Annotated in this window: 11 protein-coding genes and 1 tRNA gene; 5 read left to right on the forward strand and 7 right to left on the reverse strand. The window is 69.1% G+C overall.

Going from position 1 to position 16,554, the window contains the following annotated elements; all coding sequences use genetic code 11:
* Positions 1-978: 978 nt before the first annotated feature.
* On the reverse strand, positions 979-1,944 hold the full coding sequence (locus LFM09_RS29060; RefSeq protein ID WP_414099743.1) for a GNAT family N-acetyltransferase: 966 nt from the start codon (positions 1,942-1,944) through the stop codon (positions 979-981).
* Between the two features lie 85 nt (positions 1,945-2,029).
* Here LFM09_RS29060 and LFM09_RS29065 point away from each other — a divergent pair, with 85 nt between their 5' ends.
* Positions 2,030-2,785: an SAM-dependent methyltransferase gene (locus LFM09_RS29065; RefSeq protein ID WP_414099744.1), complete on the forward strand. Its 756-nt coding sequence runs from the start codon at positions 2,030-2,032 to the stop codon at positions 2,783-2,785.
* Here the strand turns inward: LFM09_RS29065 and LFM09_RS29070 are convergent.
* Positions 2,786-2,858 (reverse strand) — tRNA-Lys (locus tag LFM09_RS29070). It abuts the gene before it with no gap.
* Between the two features lie 40 nt (positions 2,859-2,898).
* The gene (locus tag LFM09_RS29075) at positions 2,899-4,236 is read right to left on the reverse strand and encodes a hypothetical protein (RefSeq protein ID WP_414099745.1); all 1,338 of its coding nucleotides are present in this window, start codon (positions 4,234-4,236) and stop codon (positions 2,899-2,901) included.
* A 60-nt stretch (positions 4,237-4,296) separates the two neighbouring features.
* Between LFM09_RS29075 and yaaA the strand changes: the two genes are divergently transcribed.
* The 3 genes from yaaA to LFM09_RS29090 all read left to right on the forward strand — a co-directional run bounded on the left by yaaA (position 4,297) and on the right by LFM09_RS29090 (position 7,987).
* Positions 4,297-5,025: a peroxide stress protein YaaA gene (gene yaaA, locus LFM09_RS29080; RefSeq protein WP_414099746.1), complete on the forward strand. Its 729-nt coding sequence runs from the start codon at positions 4,297-4,299 to the stop codon at positions 5,023-5,025.
* A gap of 202 nt (positions 5,026-5,227) precedes the next feature.
* Complete coding sequence (locus LFM09_RS29085; RefSeq protein ID WP_414099747.1) at positions 5,228-6,193, forward strand: serine protein kinase RIO; 966 nt, start codon at positions 5,228-5,230, stop codon at positions 6,191-6,193.
* Positions 6,194-6,421: 228 nt separating this feature from the next.
* Complete coding sequence (locus tag LFM09_RS29090; protein ID WP_414099748.1) at positions 6,422-7,987, forward strand: DEAD/DEAH box helicase; 1,566 nt, start codon at positions 6,422-6,424, stop codon at positions 7,985-7,987.
* A gap of 255 nt (positions 7,988-8,242) precedes the next feature.
* Here LFM09_RS29090 and LFM09_RS29095 read toward each other — a convergent pair whose 3' ends face one another.
* The 3 genes from LFM09_RS29095 to LFM09_RS29105 all read right to left on the reverse strand — a co-directional run bounded on the left by LFM09_RS29095 (position 8,243) and on the right by LFM09_RS29105 (position 11,784).
* The gene (locus LFM09_RS29095) at positions 8,243-8,821 is read right to left on the reverse strand and encodes a hypothetical protein (protein WP_414099749.1); all 579 of its coding nucleotides are present in this window, start codon (positions 8,819-8,821) and stop codon (positions 8,243-8,245) included.
* Positions 8,822-8,931: 110 nt separating this feature from the next.
* A complete protein-coding gene (locus LFM09_RS29100) occupies positions 8,932-11,466 on the reverse strand; it encodes a BTAD domain-containing putative transcriptional regulator (protein WP_414099750.1) in 2,535 nt (844 codons plus the stop codon).
* Positions 11,467-11,511: 45 nt separating this feature from the next.
* Entirely contained in the window at positions 11,512-11,784 is a 273-nt protein-coding gene (locus tag LFM09_RS29105; protein ID WP_414099751.1) for a hypothetical protein, read from the reverse strand.
* A 790-nt stretch (positions 11,785-12,574) separates the two neighbouring features.
* Here LFM09_RS29105 and LFM09_RS29110 point away from each other — a divergent pair.
* Positions 12,575-15,562 carry a BTAD domain-containing putative transcriptional regulator gene (locus LFM09_RS29110; RefSeq protein ID WP_414099752.1) on the forward strand — a complete coding sequence of 996 codons (2,988 nt, stop codon included), beginning with the start codon at positions 12,575-12,577 and terminating at the stop codon, positions 15,560-15,562.
* On the opposite strand, the gene fliL is transcribed toward LFM09_RS29110, so the two are convergent.
* The gene (gene fliL / locus LFM09_RS29115; protein ID WP_414099753.1) at positions 15,555-16,505 is read right to left on the reverse strand and encodes a flagellar basal body-associated protein FliL; all 951 of its coding nucleotides are present in this window, start codon (positions 16,503-16,505) and stop codon (positions 15,555-15,557) included. The two genes, LFM09_RS29110 and fliL, sit on opposite strands and share 8 nt — an antisense overlap.
* Between the last annotated feature and the right edge of the window lie 49 nt (positions 16,506-16,554).

The raw sequence follows: 16,554 nt of genomic DNA on the forward strand, positions 1-16,554 counted from the left end.
GACCCACGAACCCGTTCGGGAGCCGCCTTGGTCGGCGCCTGAGCCCGCACCGCGAGCTCGACCCGCTAACCGTCGGGAGCCGCTTTGGTCGCTACCTGAGCCCGCACCCCGAGTTCGGCACCACCAACCGTTGGGAGCCACACCGGCCACCACCTGAAACCCGCACCGCCACAGGACCCGCCCTCGGCTCGTTCGAGCGCGACAGCACCGGAACCCACGCAGCCCACGCCCAGGCGCACCACTTGGCCACTGCACTTGGCACCCGAGGCGCGACCACGTCCGGACCCGCGCACCCCGAACCGGCACGACCACGGCTGACACCGCCGACCCTGCACGGCCGCACCCGTCGTGGCCTGACCTGTGGCACCGGGCACCGTGGTGAACCCGCGGAACAGCGCGCCCCCCGAGCCTTCGTGGCGTTGCGCATCCCACGAGCCCTCAGGACCCCGCGCACGGCGAGCTTTCCCAAGCCCTCGTGGGCATTGCGCGTCCCCACGAACCCTTGGGACACAACGCCTCCGCGACCACGGCGTACCGGTGCGGCCCAGCGCGTCGTCGTCCGAGTTCCCGTGGCCGAACACGCCCCGCGAGCCTCGGAACACCGCGCACTGCGCACCGTCCACAAGCCGTGCCTGCATCGCAGAGCGAACCCTCGCAACCTCGGCACGCTCGCGAGCAAGCCACACGCTCGCGAGCACCCCGCACACCGGCGAGCACCCCGCATGGCCTGCGAGAACCCCAACGGCCCGCGATACCCGCACGGCCTGCGGGACCCCGCACGGCCTGCGAAGCAGGCGCAACCCAGAGTCAGCCGAGCAGCGCGCATACCGCGAGCAGCCCGCGCACCGCGAGCAGCCCGCACACCGCAAGAACCCTCGGGCAGCCCACGAGACCCCGCATGGCCTGCGAGACCCCGCATGGCCCGCGATACCCGCACGGCCCGCGATACCCGCGCGCGAAGCGGAGCCCAACCCAGAGTCAGCCCAGCTCGACCGGCAACCCGTAGTCGACCCAAGTCCGGCCCACCTTGAACCCAGCCCGCTCATAAACCCCAAGCGCCCGAGTCGAATTGGCCGAGTCCACGGACAACCCCGCCCGGTGGTACCCCTGCTCCCGCCCCCGAGCCAGCGTCCAGCCGAGCAACGCCGACCCCACACCACGCCCGCGGTGCTCGGAAAGCGTGCCGACATCCCCGATCCAAAGCTCACGGACGCCGGTCTGCTCGAAGATCACCGGGTAGTACCGCGACAGCACGAAGCCGATCACGGCACCGGACGCGCGATCCAGCGCGAGATAGGAGGCAGAAGGCACGAACCGCTTGTTGTCCGTGAAGGACGCCGCGAACTCCTCCGGCGTGCGCGCGGTCGAACCCCAGTGCTCGGCGAAAGCCGCGTTCAGCACCTGGCGGACCTCGTCCGAGCGAGCAACGGAGAACGGCACGATCTCGTAGCCGGCAGGCATCGGGACCTGGGCGAGTGACTCGCCCAGGGACACCTCCATCTCGTAGAAGTGGCGGTCGGCCGTGAAGCCGAGCGACGAGACGAGTGCGATGTGTCCGGCCGCGCGACTCTCGACCATGGTGCTCGCCACCAAAGGCAAGCTCGGGTGCGCGGCCAGGTGCAGCGACTGCGCCCGCGTCACCAGCTCGCGCATCAGCGCGGTGCCGACACCTCGGCGGCGGAACGCAGGGTGCACCGCGCCGTCGAGGCGTACGCGGTGCACGTCGGACGGGTCCTCGCGTGGCTCCACCAGTCCGTAGGCGGCGAGCATGCCGTCGGTAAAGCAGGCGATCGAGCCCTCGGGCAGGTTCGCCTTGCCGAACGACTGGGCGAAGTCCTCTTCGGACAGCGGTTCGCCGGTGTCGTCGACAGCCTCGGCCGCGGTGTACAGCGCGGTCACCGCCGGGATGTCCGCTGTCGTCAGCGGGCGCCACACGAGTTCCACGAAATCGAAGCTACGGGGAGGTGATGGGGCCAACAACCGAATAACGCGTTGTCCGCAACAGGCCGGTCAAGCCATCCTGCGTGCGATGACGAAACCAGAGATCACCCCGCTGCACGAGGACGTCACCTTCCACGGGCCTCTGTCCGAGGAACGGGCCGCCCGACTGATCCGCTCGCTCGGCCCGCTCGACGAAAAACACGTGGTCGACCTCGGTTGCGGCTGGGCGGAGTTCCTCCTCCGCACACTCGAAGCCGCGCCAACGGCCACGGGCACCGGTGTCGACCTGAAAGCGGAAGACATCGCGCACGCACAGGCCAACGCGGAGAAACGAGGTCTCGCGGACCGCGTCGAGCTCATCGCAACGGATGTCCAGCAGTGGCAACCGGAGAAGCTGGCCGACGTCGTGATCGTCAACGGCGCCAGCCAGGTGTGGGGCGGGGATCCGTTGGTGCACACGGAGAACGCGCTGAGGGAAGCCAGGAAGCTGCTCAACCCGCACGGGAAGTTGTTGCTGGGTGAGGGTTTCTGGGAACGCGAGCCCACGAGCGAGCAACTCGACGCCATGCCGGTCCCACGTGACCAGTACCGGTCGCTCGCCGGCCTGGTGGACCTCGCGCTCGAGCACGGCTACCGGCTGCTCGCGGCGGAGCAGGCGAGCCAGGACGAGTGGGACGTGTTCGAGAACGGGCACGCCCAGGCCTGGGAACGCTGGCTGGTCGACAACCCGGACTCGCCGCACGCCGACGAGATCCGGGCGAAGGCCGACCGGCAGCGCACATGGCGCTTGCACGGGTGGCGCGCCACGATGGGCCTCGCGTACCTGACGCTGCAAGCTCCCTAGAGAACACGACCGGGCTCGAACCGGCGTCCCCCCGGATTAAGAGCCGGGCGCTCTACCACTGAGCTACGTGTTCCACGCGTTCGGCCGAAGGACTCGAACGGGGCCAGCGTTGCTCAGTCGAGCGTGTCCTGTCCACCGAATACCTCGGTGCGCACCGGCTTGCCGCTGAACGCATGCGCGCGGCGCAACGCCATGGCCCACAACGGATCGGACACGGCGACACCGTGCACGAGCTCCGGCGTCGGACGGAAGCGTGCGATCGCGCCGTGCGTCCGCGGTGCGGTCCAGCCGGACTTCGAAGGGTCGACGAGGTGCTCGCGGCAGGCCGCCTCGATGTCGGCGCGCGAGCAGGGAGCCGTGCCTTCGAGCACGTTCCACGGCAACGGCAGGCGCGACCACACCGAGGTGTCCGGGTGCAGGCCACCGCCCGACATCTGGTGCCAGCCGGCGAGGTCGGCGGCCACCACCCGCATGACCTTGCCCGGCCACGCGTCCTCGACCAGCGAGGTGAGGCCCGAGGCGTGCAGGCAGGCGATCCACCCGGCACGGGCGGCGTTGTAGGCGCCGGCCAGTGCGTTCCAGGTCGACGAGTCGACGCCGCGCCGCACCACCATGGTCGCCTGGTCGATGTCGGACGAGCTCCACAGCTCACCCAGCGACACGGCCACCGACCTGGTCGCCGCGGACCACCGGCCGAGCAGTTCGCCGACCTGCTCGGGCCGCAGCCGGCGCAGGACGTCCCACGTCGGGCAGGCCAGCGCGATCATCGGCCAGTCGGTGCCGTCGCGCGCCGTGCAGTGCGCGAACAGCGCGTCCGCGACCTGGTCGAACGGGTTCTGTCGGCCCGAGAGCGTGAACTCGCGGCGCAGCTTGCGCCGTGCCGTGAAGTAGGCGATGAAGCAGGCCGCGTCCGGATCGGCGCGGAACCGCTCGCGGTCGATCGCGTCGACGAACCCGGCCGCCGCGAGCAGCGTCATGCCGCGCATCTTCCGCACGCGCTCCAGCCGCGCGGCCTTCGCGGACAGCCTGCGCAGCATGCGGAAGCGCCGGTTGTACTGGCGCTTCGACAGCTCGATGCCCGCAGCGGCACGGGCGTCGCGGTTCAGCCGGTCGGCGAGGAAGTCGGTGCGCGCCGGGTCCCAGTTGATCTCGGAGCCGACGAGCGCCGCGAACTCCAGCACGGAGATCGGGTCGTCCACGTCGACAACCCCGCCGTCCACTCCGAACAGGAAACGGGCCGCGGCGACCTGGCGTGCGGCACCGACCGGGCGGGCGTAGTCGGCGCTCATCCCGGAGAAGCCGTGCCAGCGGTTTCCGTGCATGGCCACGTCACGGAGCAGGAAATGCACGCGATTGGGCAGCGACGGCCGCGCCTCCAGCACGAGGGTGGCCACGTCCTCCGGGCGCAGCCGTGCGTCGAGCGAGTCGTACAAGCGGTCCAAGGCGTCCACGTCCTCCAGAGCACCACGCAGGTCCAGCGGTTTTCGGCCGTTGCCCTACGCTTGCCAACCGTGCTGGTGCTGCTTCCCCCGTCGGAGACCAAGGCGATCGGCGGCGAGGGTGCGCCGCTCGAACTCGACGCGCTGTCGTTCCCCGAGCTCAACCCGATGCGCGACAAGCTCGTGTCCGCGCTGGCCGACCTCGCGAAGGACGTCCCGGCGAGCCTCAAGGCCCTCGACATCTCCGAGCGCCAAATAGACGAAGTGCACCGCAACGCCGCTCTGCGCACGTCCGAGACGACGCCCGCGCTCCTGCGCTACACCGGCGTCCTGTACGACAACCTGGACTTCGGCAGCCTCAAGAAGGCCGAGAAGGAACGCGCCTACAGGCGGCTCGCGGTCGCGTCGGCGCTGTTCGGGGCGGTCCGCGGCGGCGATCCGGTGCCCGCGTACCGGCTGTCCGGCGGCAGCACGCTCCCGTCGCACGGCAGCCTGCGCACGTTGTGGAAGCCGTCGCTGGAGCCGGTGCTCAGGGAGGCCGACGAGTTCGTCGTCGACCTGCGCAGCGGTGCGTACTCGAGCCTCGCGAAGATCCCGCACGCCGTCGTGGTCCGGGTGATCACCAGCGAGGGCAAGGTCGTCAGCCACTTCAACAAGGCGCACAAGGGGCTGCTCGCCCGCGCCATCGTGACCACCAGCGCGGAGCCGAGTGACCTGAAAGGCCTGGTCAAGGTCGCGCAGAAGGCCGGGCTCAAGCTCGTGCCGACCGGTGCGAAGACCGCGGACCTGATCACGGATTAATTCGGTTGCGGGCCCGGAAGCCGACCGGGCAAGCTTCACCGCAGCCGATACGCGGCGTGAGGAACGAGGAGGTGCGTCATGTCAGAGCCTGTCTTCGGACGTGGCCGCAGGACCCGTCCCTCCGCCCTTCGCGCCTGATCAGCACCGTTTGATCGCAGAGCGCCAGTGGGGCGGTCACCTCATCTTTTCGGGAGACCCCACCGTGCGCGAGCACGATCTTTACGACCGTTACGAATCCTCTTTCGACGGCGCTGACACCAAGCAGCGCATGGGAAAGCGCGGCAAGCGCACCGCCGACGACGCGGAACCGACGCGTCGCGGCCGCATGACCGAAGAAGAAAAGCTGCGGGTCGCACGACTGCGTGAGGACCAGCTCAGCACGGAGGACACCCCCGAGGACGGCGATCGCTGGTCCACGTGGGGCGACGCCGACCAGGGCCCCAAGCCCCACCCGAGCTGGCTCGTCACCGAGCTGGCCGCGGTGGACCGCGAGCTGGGCATCGTGAAGACCGGCAAGGAGGCGGACGTCTTCCTGCTGGAACGCGCGATGGGCGAGAAGGCGTGCCTGCTCGCCGCCAAGCGCTACCGCAGCGGTGATCACCGGATGTTCCACCGCGACGCGGGCTATCTCGAAGGTCGCCGGATGAAGAAGTCCCGTGAGATGCGGGCGATCCAGAACCGCACCGCGTTCGGACGCAACCTGATCGCGGAGCAGTGGGCGGTCGCGGAGTTCGCCGCGCTCGCCAGGCTGTGGCAGATCGGCGCACCCGTGCCGTATCCGGTGCAGCGCAGCGGTACCGAGCTCCTGCTGGAGTTCATCGGGGACGACGAGGGCAACGCGGCACCGCGGCTCGCGCAGCTGCGTCCGAACGAGGACGAGCTGCTCGACCTGTGGCGTCAGCTGGTCAGCACTTTGTGGACGCTCGCGGAAGCGGGCCTCACCCACGGCGACCTGTCCGCGTTCAACCTCATGGTCCACGACGGCAGGCTGGTCGTGATCGACCTGCCGCAGGTGGTAGACCTCGTCGCGAACCCTCGTGGCGTGGAGTTCCTCGACCGCGACGTCCGCAACATCAGCGCGTGGTTCGCCGCGCGCGGGCTCCCGCCGGAGATCGGCGACCCGTCCGCGCTGGTGGCAACGCTGCTGGACGCGGCCGGTATGTCGTGAGCCACGTGCCCGGCCGTGTCCAACGACACGGCCGGGCGCGCATCACGTTGTCAATGATCAGCTAGACTGTTAAGTGCACCGATGAAGGCCTGACCGCCGTTGACCGGTGCGTCCACCCACTCATTCAGGCGTGACCACCACGCCGGGCTCGTCCTTGTGAACTGGCACCGCGGTAAGCGCGGGGCAGCCTTGAGACGTGCCATGTCTCGGAGGTTTGTTTTGCCATCAATGTCCGAAGGTCGTTCCGAGCGCGCACAAAGCCGCAGGTCACCGCGGCGTCGCTCGGGTCGCCAGGGCAGCTCCTCGCGTCCGCAGCAGCGGGTCGAGGAACCGATCGTCGCCGAGCCGTTCGAGAGCACGCTGCCGGAAGGCCCGCTGCCCTCGTTCGCTGAAATCGGCCTGTCCGACGCGCTGATCCGCTCGCTCGCCGCGAACGAGATCAACGAGCCGTTCCCGATCCAGGCGGCCACCCTGCCCGACTCGATGTCCGGGCGGGACATCCTCGGCCGCGGCCAGACGGGCTCGGGCAAGACGCTCGCGTTCGGTCTCGCCATGCTTACCCGTCTCGCGAGCGGCCGCTCGGTGCCGCACAAGCCGCGTGGCCTCATCCTCGTCCCGACCCGTGAGCTCGCGATGCAGGTGGAGACGGCACTCATGCCGCACGCCCGCGCGCTGGGCCTCTGGTGCCGCGTGGTCGTGGGCGGCACGTCGTTCCCGCGCCAGATCGACCACCTGCGCCGCGGCGTCGACCTGCTGATCGCCACGCCGGGTCGTCTGTCCGACCACGTCCGCCAGGGCACGTGCGACCTCGGCTCCGTCGAGATCACCGCGCTGGACGAGGCCGACCAGATGGCGGACATGGGCTTCATGCCCCAGGTCCGCGCGATCCTCGACCTGACCCCGCAGGACGGCCAGCGCCTGCTGTTCTCCGCGACGCTCGACGGCGACGTGGACAAGCTGGTCCGCCAGTACCTGCACAACCCGGTGACGCACTCGGTGGCCCCGGCCACGGCGAGCGTCACGACCATGGAGCACCACCTGCTGTTCGTGTCCGCCGAGGACAAGCAGAACGTGGTGACCGAGGTGGCCGCGCGCGAGGGCCGCACGATCATGTTCGTGCGCACCAAGCACCACGTCGACCGCCTGGCCAAGAAGCTCCGCTCGGTCGGCGTCCACGCCGGCGCCCTGCACGGCGGCAAGGCTCAAAGCGCGCGCACCCGCGTGCTCGGCGAGTTCCGCGAGGGCACCACCCCGGTGCTGATCGCCACGGACGTCGCTGCCCGCGGCATTCACGTCGACGACGTCTCGCTGGTCGTCCACGTGGACCCGCCGGCCGACCCGAAGGACTACCTGCACCGAGCGGGCCGCACGGCTCGCGCAGGCCAGTCCGGCACGGTCGTCACGCTGGTCACGCACGACCAGCGCCGCGCCGTCCAGGGCATGGCCGCCCGCGCAGGCATCCGCCCGGAGAGCACGAAGGTGCGCCCCGGCGACGACGACCTGATCCGCATCACGGGTGCTCGCACCCCGAGCGGCGAGCCGATCGTCGAACGCGAGAAGCCGGCCCGTCGCAGCGGCGGCAACGGCCGTCGTTTCGGCGCCCCGGCCACCGGCGGCCGCGGCGAGTACCGCGGCGGCTCCGGTCGTCGCTCCGAGGGCGGCGAGTTCCGCGGTGGTCCGCGTCGCTCGTCCGAGGGTGGCGGCGGTCCGCGTCGCTCGGAGCGCACCGAAGGTGGTCGCGGCTTCGGCCGGACCGACCGTCCCGGTCGTCCGCGTCGGGCGCCGCAGCACTGATCTGATCAACGGCGAAGGCCGCCTCTTCCACACAGGGGGAGGCGGCCTTCGCCGTGTCCGGGGGCAGTCGGGCGCGCTGGCGCAGGGGTCTCCTCGAACCGGGAACCCCTGCATTTCAACGTACTCAGCACCACCGACAATCCGCTCCGCCTGACCCGGCGCTGCGGGGCAGTGGTGTCTGCAGGTACCTCAGCTGGTCTGACAGGCCTCGGCTCTGCGTGGCGGGCTCTGCCTGGCGGGCTCAGTCTGGCGGGCTCAGTCTGGCGGGCCCTGCCAGCGCCAGCCGGTCTGCGGCTCACGCCCGGGCAGGCTGGCGCGGTTGGTGGCCCAGAGCAGGCCGGTCCAGGGATCCACATCGAGATCGTCGTGGGGGAACATCCTCGCGAGAACGCGAGCGCAGACGTCGCGTGGCGGGTCGAGCCTCAGGCCGAGGCCGCGGGCGATGTCCTCGCCGTGCACCAGTGCTTCGACACAGCCCATGCCGGCGAAGTGCGCCGGGTCGGCCATGCCGGTGGGGTGGTAGGCGCGAACGGACGGTGCCGTTGTCCGCACGACTGCGGCCAGGATCCCGCCACCGGTCACCGCGAACTCCAGCACTTCGGCCGGGCTCGCCTCCTTGTCCGCGACGGCTAGGAAGCGCACGTAGCGGGCATCGGGCCGGGCGACGAGCTGTGCCGCGTAGGACAGCAGGCAGTCGCCGATGTGTTCGGCGGTGTGCCAGCAGTTCCACTCTCCTGTGCCGGGCGCGATCACCCAGTCCCGGCCGGTCGCGGGGCCGAGTGTGTCGGCAAGGCAGGAGAGGGCCGCGTCAAGATCGTCAGCGGTTACCGTCACCGCTGCACGATAGTGGCTCTTCGCCGTTGGGCGCGCTGACGCAGGGGTCCCCCCGAGCTGGGAACCCCTACATCTCAACGTACTCAGCACCACCGACAAGATCGGCTGGGTCAGCCCGCCCTGCGGTCCAGCATCAGGTCCAGCGCGGGCTCGGCGAACCAAGCGGCGGCGCGTTCCTGCTTGAGCGAACGCTCGGCGCGCGGTAGCTGGTCGGCCACGACGTCGCGGACGAGCGCGTGCCGGAACCCGTACTCGATCTCACCGGTCTCGCTGTTGCGCCCCTGCCGACGCAGGAAATCACGCTGTTCCAACAACTCCAGCGCCTTGGACACGTCCGGAAGGTCGCGCTGACCGGTGGCCGCCACCGCACCGGGCGAGACGAGATCGCCCACGACGGCAGCGTCACCGAGCACGGCCTTCACCGGGAACGGCAGCGAGTCGAGCTGGGTCGTGATCACGCTGCGGACCGAGGGCGGCACCGGCAACGCGCCGCCGTCGTTGTGCAGGCACGGCATGCGGGGGTCGGCGACCATGCGGGCGTACTCGGTGGCGAACAGCGGGTTGCCGCCGACGCACGAGACGAGGGCCTGCCACAGGTCGGCGGACAGCTCGCGGGTTTCCAGCAGCGAGTTCAGCAGGCTGCGGGTGCCGTTGTGGGACAACGGTTCCAGGCTGATCGTGGTGGCGTGGCGCTTGCCGCCGAACCACGACGGGCGGCGCTGCAGCAGTTCGGGGCGGGCGGTGGCGATGACCAGGAGTGGCACGGAGCCGGCCTGTTCGCTGAGCTCCTCCACGAAGTCGAGCACCACGTCGTTGGCCCAGTGCACGTCCTCCAGGAACACGACCAACGGGCCGGCTTCGGCGATCTCCTCCAGGAAACGGCGCCACGCCGGGAAGTCCGCGACGACCTCCGGCGACGGTGACGCCAAGCCGGCCAGGCTCGCGTGCAGCCGATCCGCGAGCCCGGCGACCAGCGAGTCGAGAGCAGCGCGCAAACGAGCGGGAGGCGCGAAGCCGCGCACCACGTCGGAGAGCGGGCCGTAGCCGTGGTCGTCGCCGAAGGGGGTTGCGGTGCCGTGCAGGACAGAAGAAGAGCAGGACGCGGCCAGTTCGGACACGAGACGGGTCTTGCCGACGCCCGCCTCGCCCAGCACGGTCACGAAGTGCGGACGGCGGCGAGCTGCGACGTCGTCCAGAAGTCCTTGCAGCACAGAGAGTTCGCGCTCTCGCTCGACGAACGGCACGGCGGCTTGCGCGCGGCGGGTCGCGCCGCGCGGAGACACGCAGGAGACCGCCTGCCATCCGCCGGTGGGCGCGGGGTCGGCGGACCACGTCACGGAGACAGCAGCGTCACGGGTAGAAGTGCACGCACGGACGGCACCGAAGGGAGCCAGCGTCATCAGCTGACGGCACTCGTCGAGCAGCACACCCGTCGCCGACGGCACACCGGCACCAGGCAGGCGCACGAGAGCGTCACCGGTGGCCACGCCGATCTGCACGTCGACGGAAGCCAACCGCGAGCGGATCGCCAGCGCGGCACGCACGGCGCGGTCGGCGTCGTCTTCAGAAGTACGCGGCACACCGAACAGAGCGAGGAAAACAGAGCCGACGTTGCCACCGACCACGCCACCAAGACGTGAAACCTCAGCGGCCACGGCAGAAGCGACTTCCTGGTGCACCTCGTCCACGTCTTCGGGGTCGCGTGCCGCGAGGCCGAGCTGAGCGGACACCATCACGACGCTCACGAGCTTGCGCTCCACGGTCGCCACGTCTGCGGCCGGCACTTCGATCGGAGCGACCGGAGGAGCGGGCGGGATGACAACGGGAGGGGGAGACGCCTGGCCGACGGCGAGCAGGTGCCTGCGTTGCACCGACGGCGGGAGGTCCAGCGCGGGGGCGTGGTCGAGGATCGCGCGCTCCAGCTCCTGGAGCTCGCGGCCCGGTTCGAGACCGAGTTCCTCCACCAGCGCCGCCCTCGTTCGGCGGTAGACGCTCAGCGCGTCCACCTGCCGGCCACACCGGTACAGCGCGAGCATCAGCTGCCCGTTGAGCCGTTCGCGATACGGCTCCACCTCGATCAACGACTCCAGCTCGCCGATGATCTCGTAGTGCCTGCCGCAGGCCAGTTCCGCTTCGAAGCAGTCCTCCTGCGTGGCCAGCCGCCAGTCCTTGATGGCGGTCAGCTCCGGCCAGTTGATGCCGGTCTCCGCAAGATCCGCGAGCACCGGTCCGCGCCACAAGCTCAGTGCCTTGCGGAGCACCTTCGCGGCTGCGGGCCAGTTGCCGGCGGACAGTTCACCTCGACCCTGTTCGGTCAGCTGCTGGAAGCGCGACAGGTCGAGGGAGTTCGGGTCCACGCGCAGCAGGTAGCCCGGTGCGTGGGTGAGCAGCAGCGCGGATCCCTCAGGACCGCTGCCGTGGGGAGTGAGCACGCCACGCAGTCCGGAGACCGCGTTCTGGAGCATCTTGCGGGCGGTGGGCGGGACGTCCCGCGACCACAGCGCCTGCAGCAGCTTGCTGGTCGCCACCACCCGGTTGGCGTGCAGCAGGAGGAAACCCAGAGCCGCGCGCTGCTTGACGCCGCCCAGTGGGACGGGCAGGTCGTCGTCGAGGACTTCGAGTGAGCCCAGCAGGTGGAATCGCATGGTTCTGGCCTCCATTAGGGGTGAATCCGGACGGAGGGGGAGTGATCAGCCCCAGGGGGTGTCGTGCTTGTCGTCCCACGGGGTGTCGATCAGCGGGATCGCGGTGATCTCACGGCCCCAAGGGGTGTCATCGGAGTTGATGCGCTGCGGCCAGGGGGTGTCGTCGTTGGCGATGCTCGCGCTCCACGAGGTGTCGGACGAGATCGACCTGCCCCAGGGGGTGTCCTCGGCCTGCGCGGTGCCGGCGAAGAGTGTGAGAGCCAGGGCAGCGGGGACGGCGGAGAGAACCAGAGCGGCAGCGGTCGTCTTGCGGATCATGTCGGCCTCCTCATTGCTTGGTCGGACCTTGGCTTGAGTTGCTGTCGACGTCTTCGTTCGGCGTCTGGGAACGAAGTTAGGAGCGCCGCCCATCGCCGCTCTATCGCGCACCCACCGCGTATCAATCGGCCACGATGGCGGGACCGAACCTGCCAATTGAGACGCTGGAATAGCTGATCGGCCGGTCAGCAAACAGGTGTTACTACGCAGGGTGGTGGCTTATCCGCAGAATTAGGTGCGGTGTACCGCAATGGTTGGGTGCGGTTAGCAATCCGAACGAACGGCCTGTGCCGCTCGGAGTAGTCCTGACTAGACGTTCAGGCTGCTTGGCGGTATGACGTACGATCGTCGTGAAGCGGGCCGCCGCAACCCGAATTCTCGGGCACATGTACCGCTTGATCTGCGCCGTTGTTCCGGGCAGGATCATCTCCAAATGAGATGCCTATTGAGATCGGGCGCATTATGGTGGATCGTTGCCTGATACACAAGAAGGATCTTGACAGTTTTACCGGCCGGTACTAACTTTGGAGATCATCACCCATCCGAGTGACCGTCTCCAGTTGATCTGAGCGGGAGGTCAGGCACGCGAAGTGAAACATCTTCATATTGTAACCCGATCTTGAGGTGACGCCCTGGGAGTGCCTTTTTCCGCGTCTTCGGCCGGATTGCAAGAACGCGAGTGAGCCGCATCGTAAATGCAATTCCGTCACGGAAATTCCGTAGCGGATGCCGTCCGGAGCGTGAGGTGTTGGGGCTTTGCGAGAGATAAAGGCGCGAGGGGTCGTCCGTCATGAGCTCCGCCCCCGATGAGAAGCTGATTTTCAAGCTGCTCGGCCCGATCGAGGTCATCGGCGCCGAGGAGCAGGTACAGGTACCGCCAGGACGTCAGCAGACGATCCTGGGCGCTCTGCTGCTCGAGGCCAACCGCGTCGTCAGCATGGACCAGCTCATCGACCTGGTCTGGGAGCACACCCCGCCGTCGACCGCTCGGGCGCAGATCCAGATCTGCGTGTCAGCGCTCCGGCGGGAGTTCGCGCGCGTCGACGTCGACGCCCAGATCGAGACCCGCCAGCCCGGCTACCTGCTGCGCGTGGCCGGCGACAAGATCGACACCTTCCTCTTCGAACGTCGTGTGGCCGACTCCGACGCCGCCGTCCGCCAGGGCCGCATGGAGGAGGCGTCCGCGACCCTGCGAGGGGCGCTCGGCCTGTGGCGCGGACCCGCGCTCGGCGGCGCCGCGGCGACCTTGCAGAACAAAGCATTACGTCTGGACGAGAAACGCTTGTCGGTGCTGGAGAACTGCATCGACATCGAGTTGTTGCTCGGCAGGCATCACGCTCTCATCGGTGAATTGCAGAGCATGGTGACCGAACACCCGCTGCGGGAACGCCCGCGCGGCCAGCTCATGCTCGCGCTCTACCGGTCCGGCCGGCAGTCCGAGGCGCTCGACGTCTACCGCAGCGGCCGCGACCTCTTCATCGAACACCTCGGCCTGGAGCCGAGTGACCAGTTGCGCAAACTCGAGACGGCGATCCTCACCGACGACGAGGTGCTGCGCCTCGACCAGGAGAAGTCGGTCCCGGTCACCGTCCAGAACGTCGTGTCACCGCACCAGCTCCCGGCGACCATCTCGGACTTCATCGGCCGCCAGGACGTCGTCGCACGTGCGGAGACCGTGCTGTCCGGTGATCACATGACCATGCCGGTGGTGAACATCTCCGGCAAGGCGGGCATCGGTAAGAGCGCTCTCGCGGTGCACGTGGCGCACCGCGTCGCGGCCGAGACCTACCCGGACGGCCAGCTCTACTGCGACCTGCGCGGCACCCAGGCCCAACCGGCCACTCCCGCCGAGGTCCTCGGCCGGTTCCTGTCCGCCCTGGGTGCGGTCGGGTCGACGTTGCCGGACGGTGTCGACGAGCGCGCGGACATGTACCGCAGCATGCTCGCGAACCGACGCGTCCTCGTCGTGCTCGACGACGCGGGCAGCGAGTCGCAGGTGCACCAGTTGCTTCCGGGTTCGCCGACGTGCGGTGTCGTCGTCACCAGCCGGACGCGGCTGACCGGTCTCGCCGGGTCTCATCTGGTCGACGTCGACTTCATGGACTCCGACGACGCGCTGGAGCTCCTCGGCCGGATCATCGGCACCCAACGCCTGGCGAGCGAACCCGTCGCGGCATCGGCACTGGTGGACGTCGTCGGCGGCTTACCGCTGGCGTTGCGCATCATCGGCGCCCGGCTCGCCGCCCGCCCGCACTGGACGCTGGCCTCGATGGTCGGCCGCCTCGCCGACGAACGGCACCGCCTCGACGAGCTGGTGCACGGCGACATGGTCGTGCGCGCCAGCCTGTCGCTGACCTACGACGGCCTGGAACCCGACACCTGCCGGGTGATGCGGCTGATGTCGTTGCTGGAAGCGGAAAGCCTGCCCGTGTGGACGGCCAGCGCGCTCACCGACGACGACCGCCACCGCGGCTTCGACCTCCTGGAACGCCTCGTCGACGCCCAGCTCCTCGACGTGGTCGGCAGTGACGTCACGGGTTTGCCGCGCTACCGCTTCCACGACCTGATCCGCTTGTTCGCCAAGGAACAGCTCGCGGTCCACGAGTCGCCGGCCACCCAGCTCGCCGCCGTGGAACGCGTCGCCGGCGGCTGGCTCGCGATGGCCGAGCAGGCTCACCAACGGCTCTACGGCGGTGACTTCACGGTCCTGCACGGCAGTGGTCAACGTTGGCAGCCGCAGCAGCAGTACCTGGACCAGGTGCTGCAGGACCCGTTGGGGTGGCTGGAAAGCGAGCGGCCGAACATCTGCGCGGCGGTGCTGCAGGCCGCCGACGCGGGTCTGGACGAGCTGAGCTGGGACCTCGCGGTCTCGCTGGTGACGTTGTTCGAGACCCGCAGCTACCTCGACGAGTGGCAGCAGACGCACGAACGCGCGTTGGACGCGGTGCGCAAGGCGGGCAACAAGCGCGGCACGGCTGCGCTGCTGTGTTCGCTCGGATCGCTGCACCTGAGCCAACGGCGGATGGAGGTCACGCGCGCGTCGCTGGAGCCCGCGCTCGAGCTGTTCCTCGAACTCGACGACGTGCACGGGATGGCGTTGGCCCGCCGCACCATCGGCATGATGGAGTACTACGAGGGCCGCTCCGAGCTGGCGTTGCGGATCTTCGAGCAGTCGCTGGCCGGCTTCAAACGCGTCGGCGACGTCGTCGGCCAGGCGTACGTGGTGTCCCAGCTCGCGCAGCTCTCCCTGGACCGCGGCGAACACGAGCTCGCAGTCGGGCAGCTGCGGGGCGCACTGGGCATGTGCCGGGAGATCTCCAGCCCGCGCGTCGAGGCCCAGGTGCTGTACCGGCTCGGTGGCGCGATGCTCGTGCAGGGCCGTTACGAACAGGCGCAGCAGCTCATCACTTCGGTGCTGGGCATGGTCCAACGCTCCGGCGACACCGTCGGCGAGAGCTACGCGCTGCACTCGCTCGGCCTGATCCACGGCAGGATGCGGATGTTCGCCGAGGCCGGCCGGTTGCTGCGGCGCGCTATTCGGTTGTGCGAGGAGAACCTCGACCGGGTCGGTGCCGCGCGGATCCGGCTCGACCTGGCGCAGCTGGTGTCGCAGCGCGGTGAGACGTTCCACGCGATCGCCATCGTGGAGCAGGCGATGATGACGTTCCAGGAGCTCCGGCTCGCGCTGTGGGAGAGCAAGGCCCTGGCCGTGCTGGAGAAGATCACGGCGGAGAACCCGCTGCCCGCCGCCGTGCCCTCCAACGGTGGGGCTAGGTAGTCGGCACCAGCGAGTCGATCATCTTCTGCAGCTCGGCCTCCTTGGGCAACGGCGGGGTGGTGCCGCCTCCGCCACCTTCCAGGTCGCCGTTCACGACGAACACGTGCAGCTTGTTGCTGCCGTTGAGCATGAGCACCTTCACGATGCCCTTGCTCGCCAGGCACTTGTTGGCGGTCTGGGTGACCGTCGCGTCGACCTGCACACCCTCGACGACGACCTTCTTGCCGTCCTTCTGCGTGTGCTGGATCTTCACCGGCTTCGGCTGCGTCAGCGCGACCTGCGGCTCGCCGCCCGACGAGTAGTACTGCGTCGCGATGGCCTTGGTGAAGTCGGTCGCGGTCTGGTTGATGTCGCCCTTGGGCAGCAACGCGCCACCGTTCGTGCCCTTGGTGTACGCCTTGTTCTCACACCTGTAGTCGCCGTACGAGGTGACGCCGGACAGCGAGATGCCCTGGTACTTCTCGACCGGGATCTTGTCCTCGACGATGTCCCAGGTCTTCGGGACCTCGTAGGTGAACCCGAGCGACGTCTCGACGCACTGCATGCCCTCGTTCTTGGGGCATGCCTTGTCCGTCGGCTCGGACGAGGCGCTCGTCGGAGTGGTGGTGTTCTGCGCGTTGGAGTCGCGCGAGGCCACGAACCACGTCACGCCGCCGCCGATCAGCAGCACGACCACGACCGCGCTGATCACGAGCCACAGCGTCTTCTTGCTCTTCTTCGGCGGCTCGTCACCGAACCCGCCGTACACGCCGAGACCGCCGTACTGGCCGTAGCCCTGCTGCGGGAAACCGCCGGATTCGGGGAAACCGCCCTGCTGGGGGAAGCCACCAGTCTGCGGGTAGCCGCCGACCTGGTAGCCACCGCTCTGGTAGTCACCCTGCTGCTGGCCCCAGCCCTGCTGGTCGTTCCAGCCGCCCTGTCCGCCGCCACCTGGGTAAGTCACGCGCTGAACGGTACCTGGTGGGTCTGACAGTCCTTAATTCATCAAGCGT

This window comes from Lentzea alba (assembly GCF_047445655.1).
Classification (GTDB): Bacteria; Actinomycetota; Actinomycetes; order Mycobacteriales; family Pseudonocardiaceae; genus Lentzea; species Lentzea alba_A.

Bases quoted from the DNA above. Each gene is read 5' to 3' on its own strand.
- LFM09_RS29105 (WP_414099751.1), bottom strand. From the start codon at position 11,784: ATGATCCGCAAGACGACCGCTGCCGCTCTGGTTCTCTCCGCCGTCCCC.
- LFM09_RS29065 (WP_414099744.1), top strand. From the start codon at position 2,030: ATGACGAAACCAGAGATCACCCCGCTGCACGAGGACGTCACCTTCCAC.
- LFM09_RS29110 (WP_414099752.1), top strand. From the start codon at position 12,575: ATGAGCTCCGCCCCCGATGAGAAGCTGATTTTCAAGCTGCTCGGCCCG.
- LFM09_RS29090 (WP_414099748.1), top strand. From the start codon at position 6,422: ATGTCCGAAGGTCGTTCCGAGCGCGCACAAAGCCGCAGGTCACCGCGG.
- LFM09_RS29100 (WP_414099750.1), bottom strand. From the start codon at position 11,466: ATGCGATTCCACCTGCTGGGCTCACTCGAAGTCCTCGACGACGACCTG.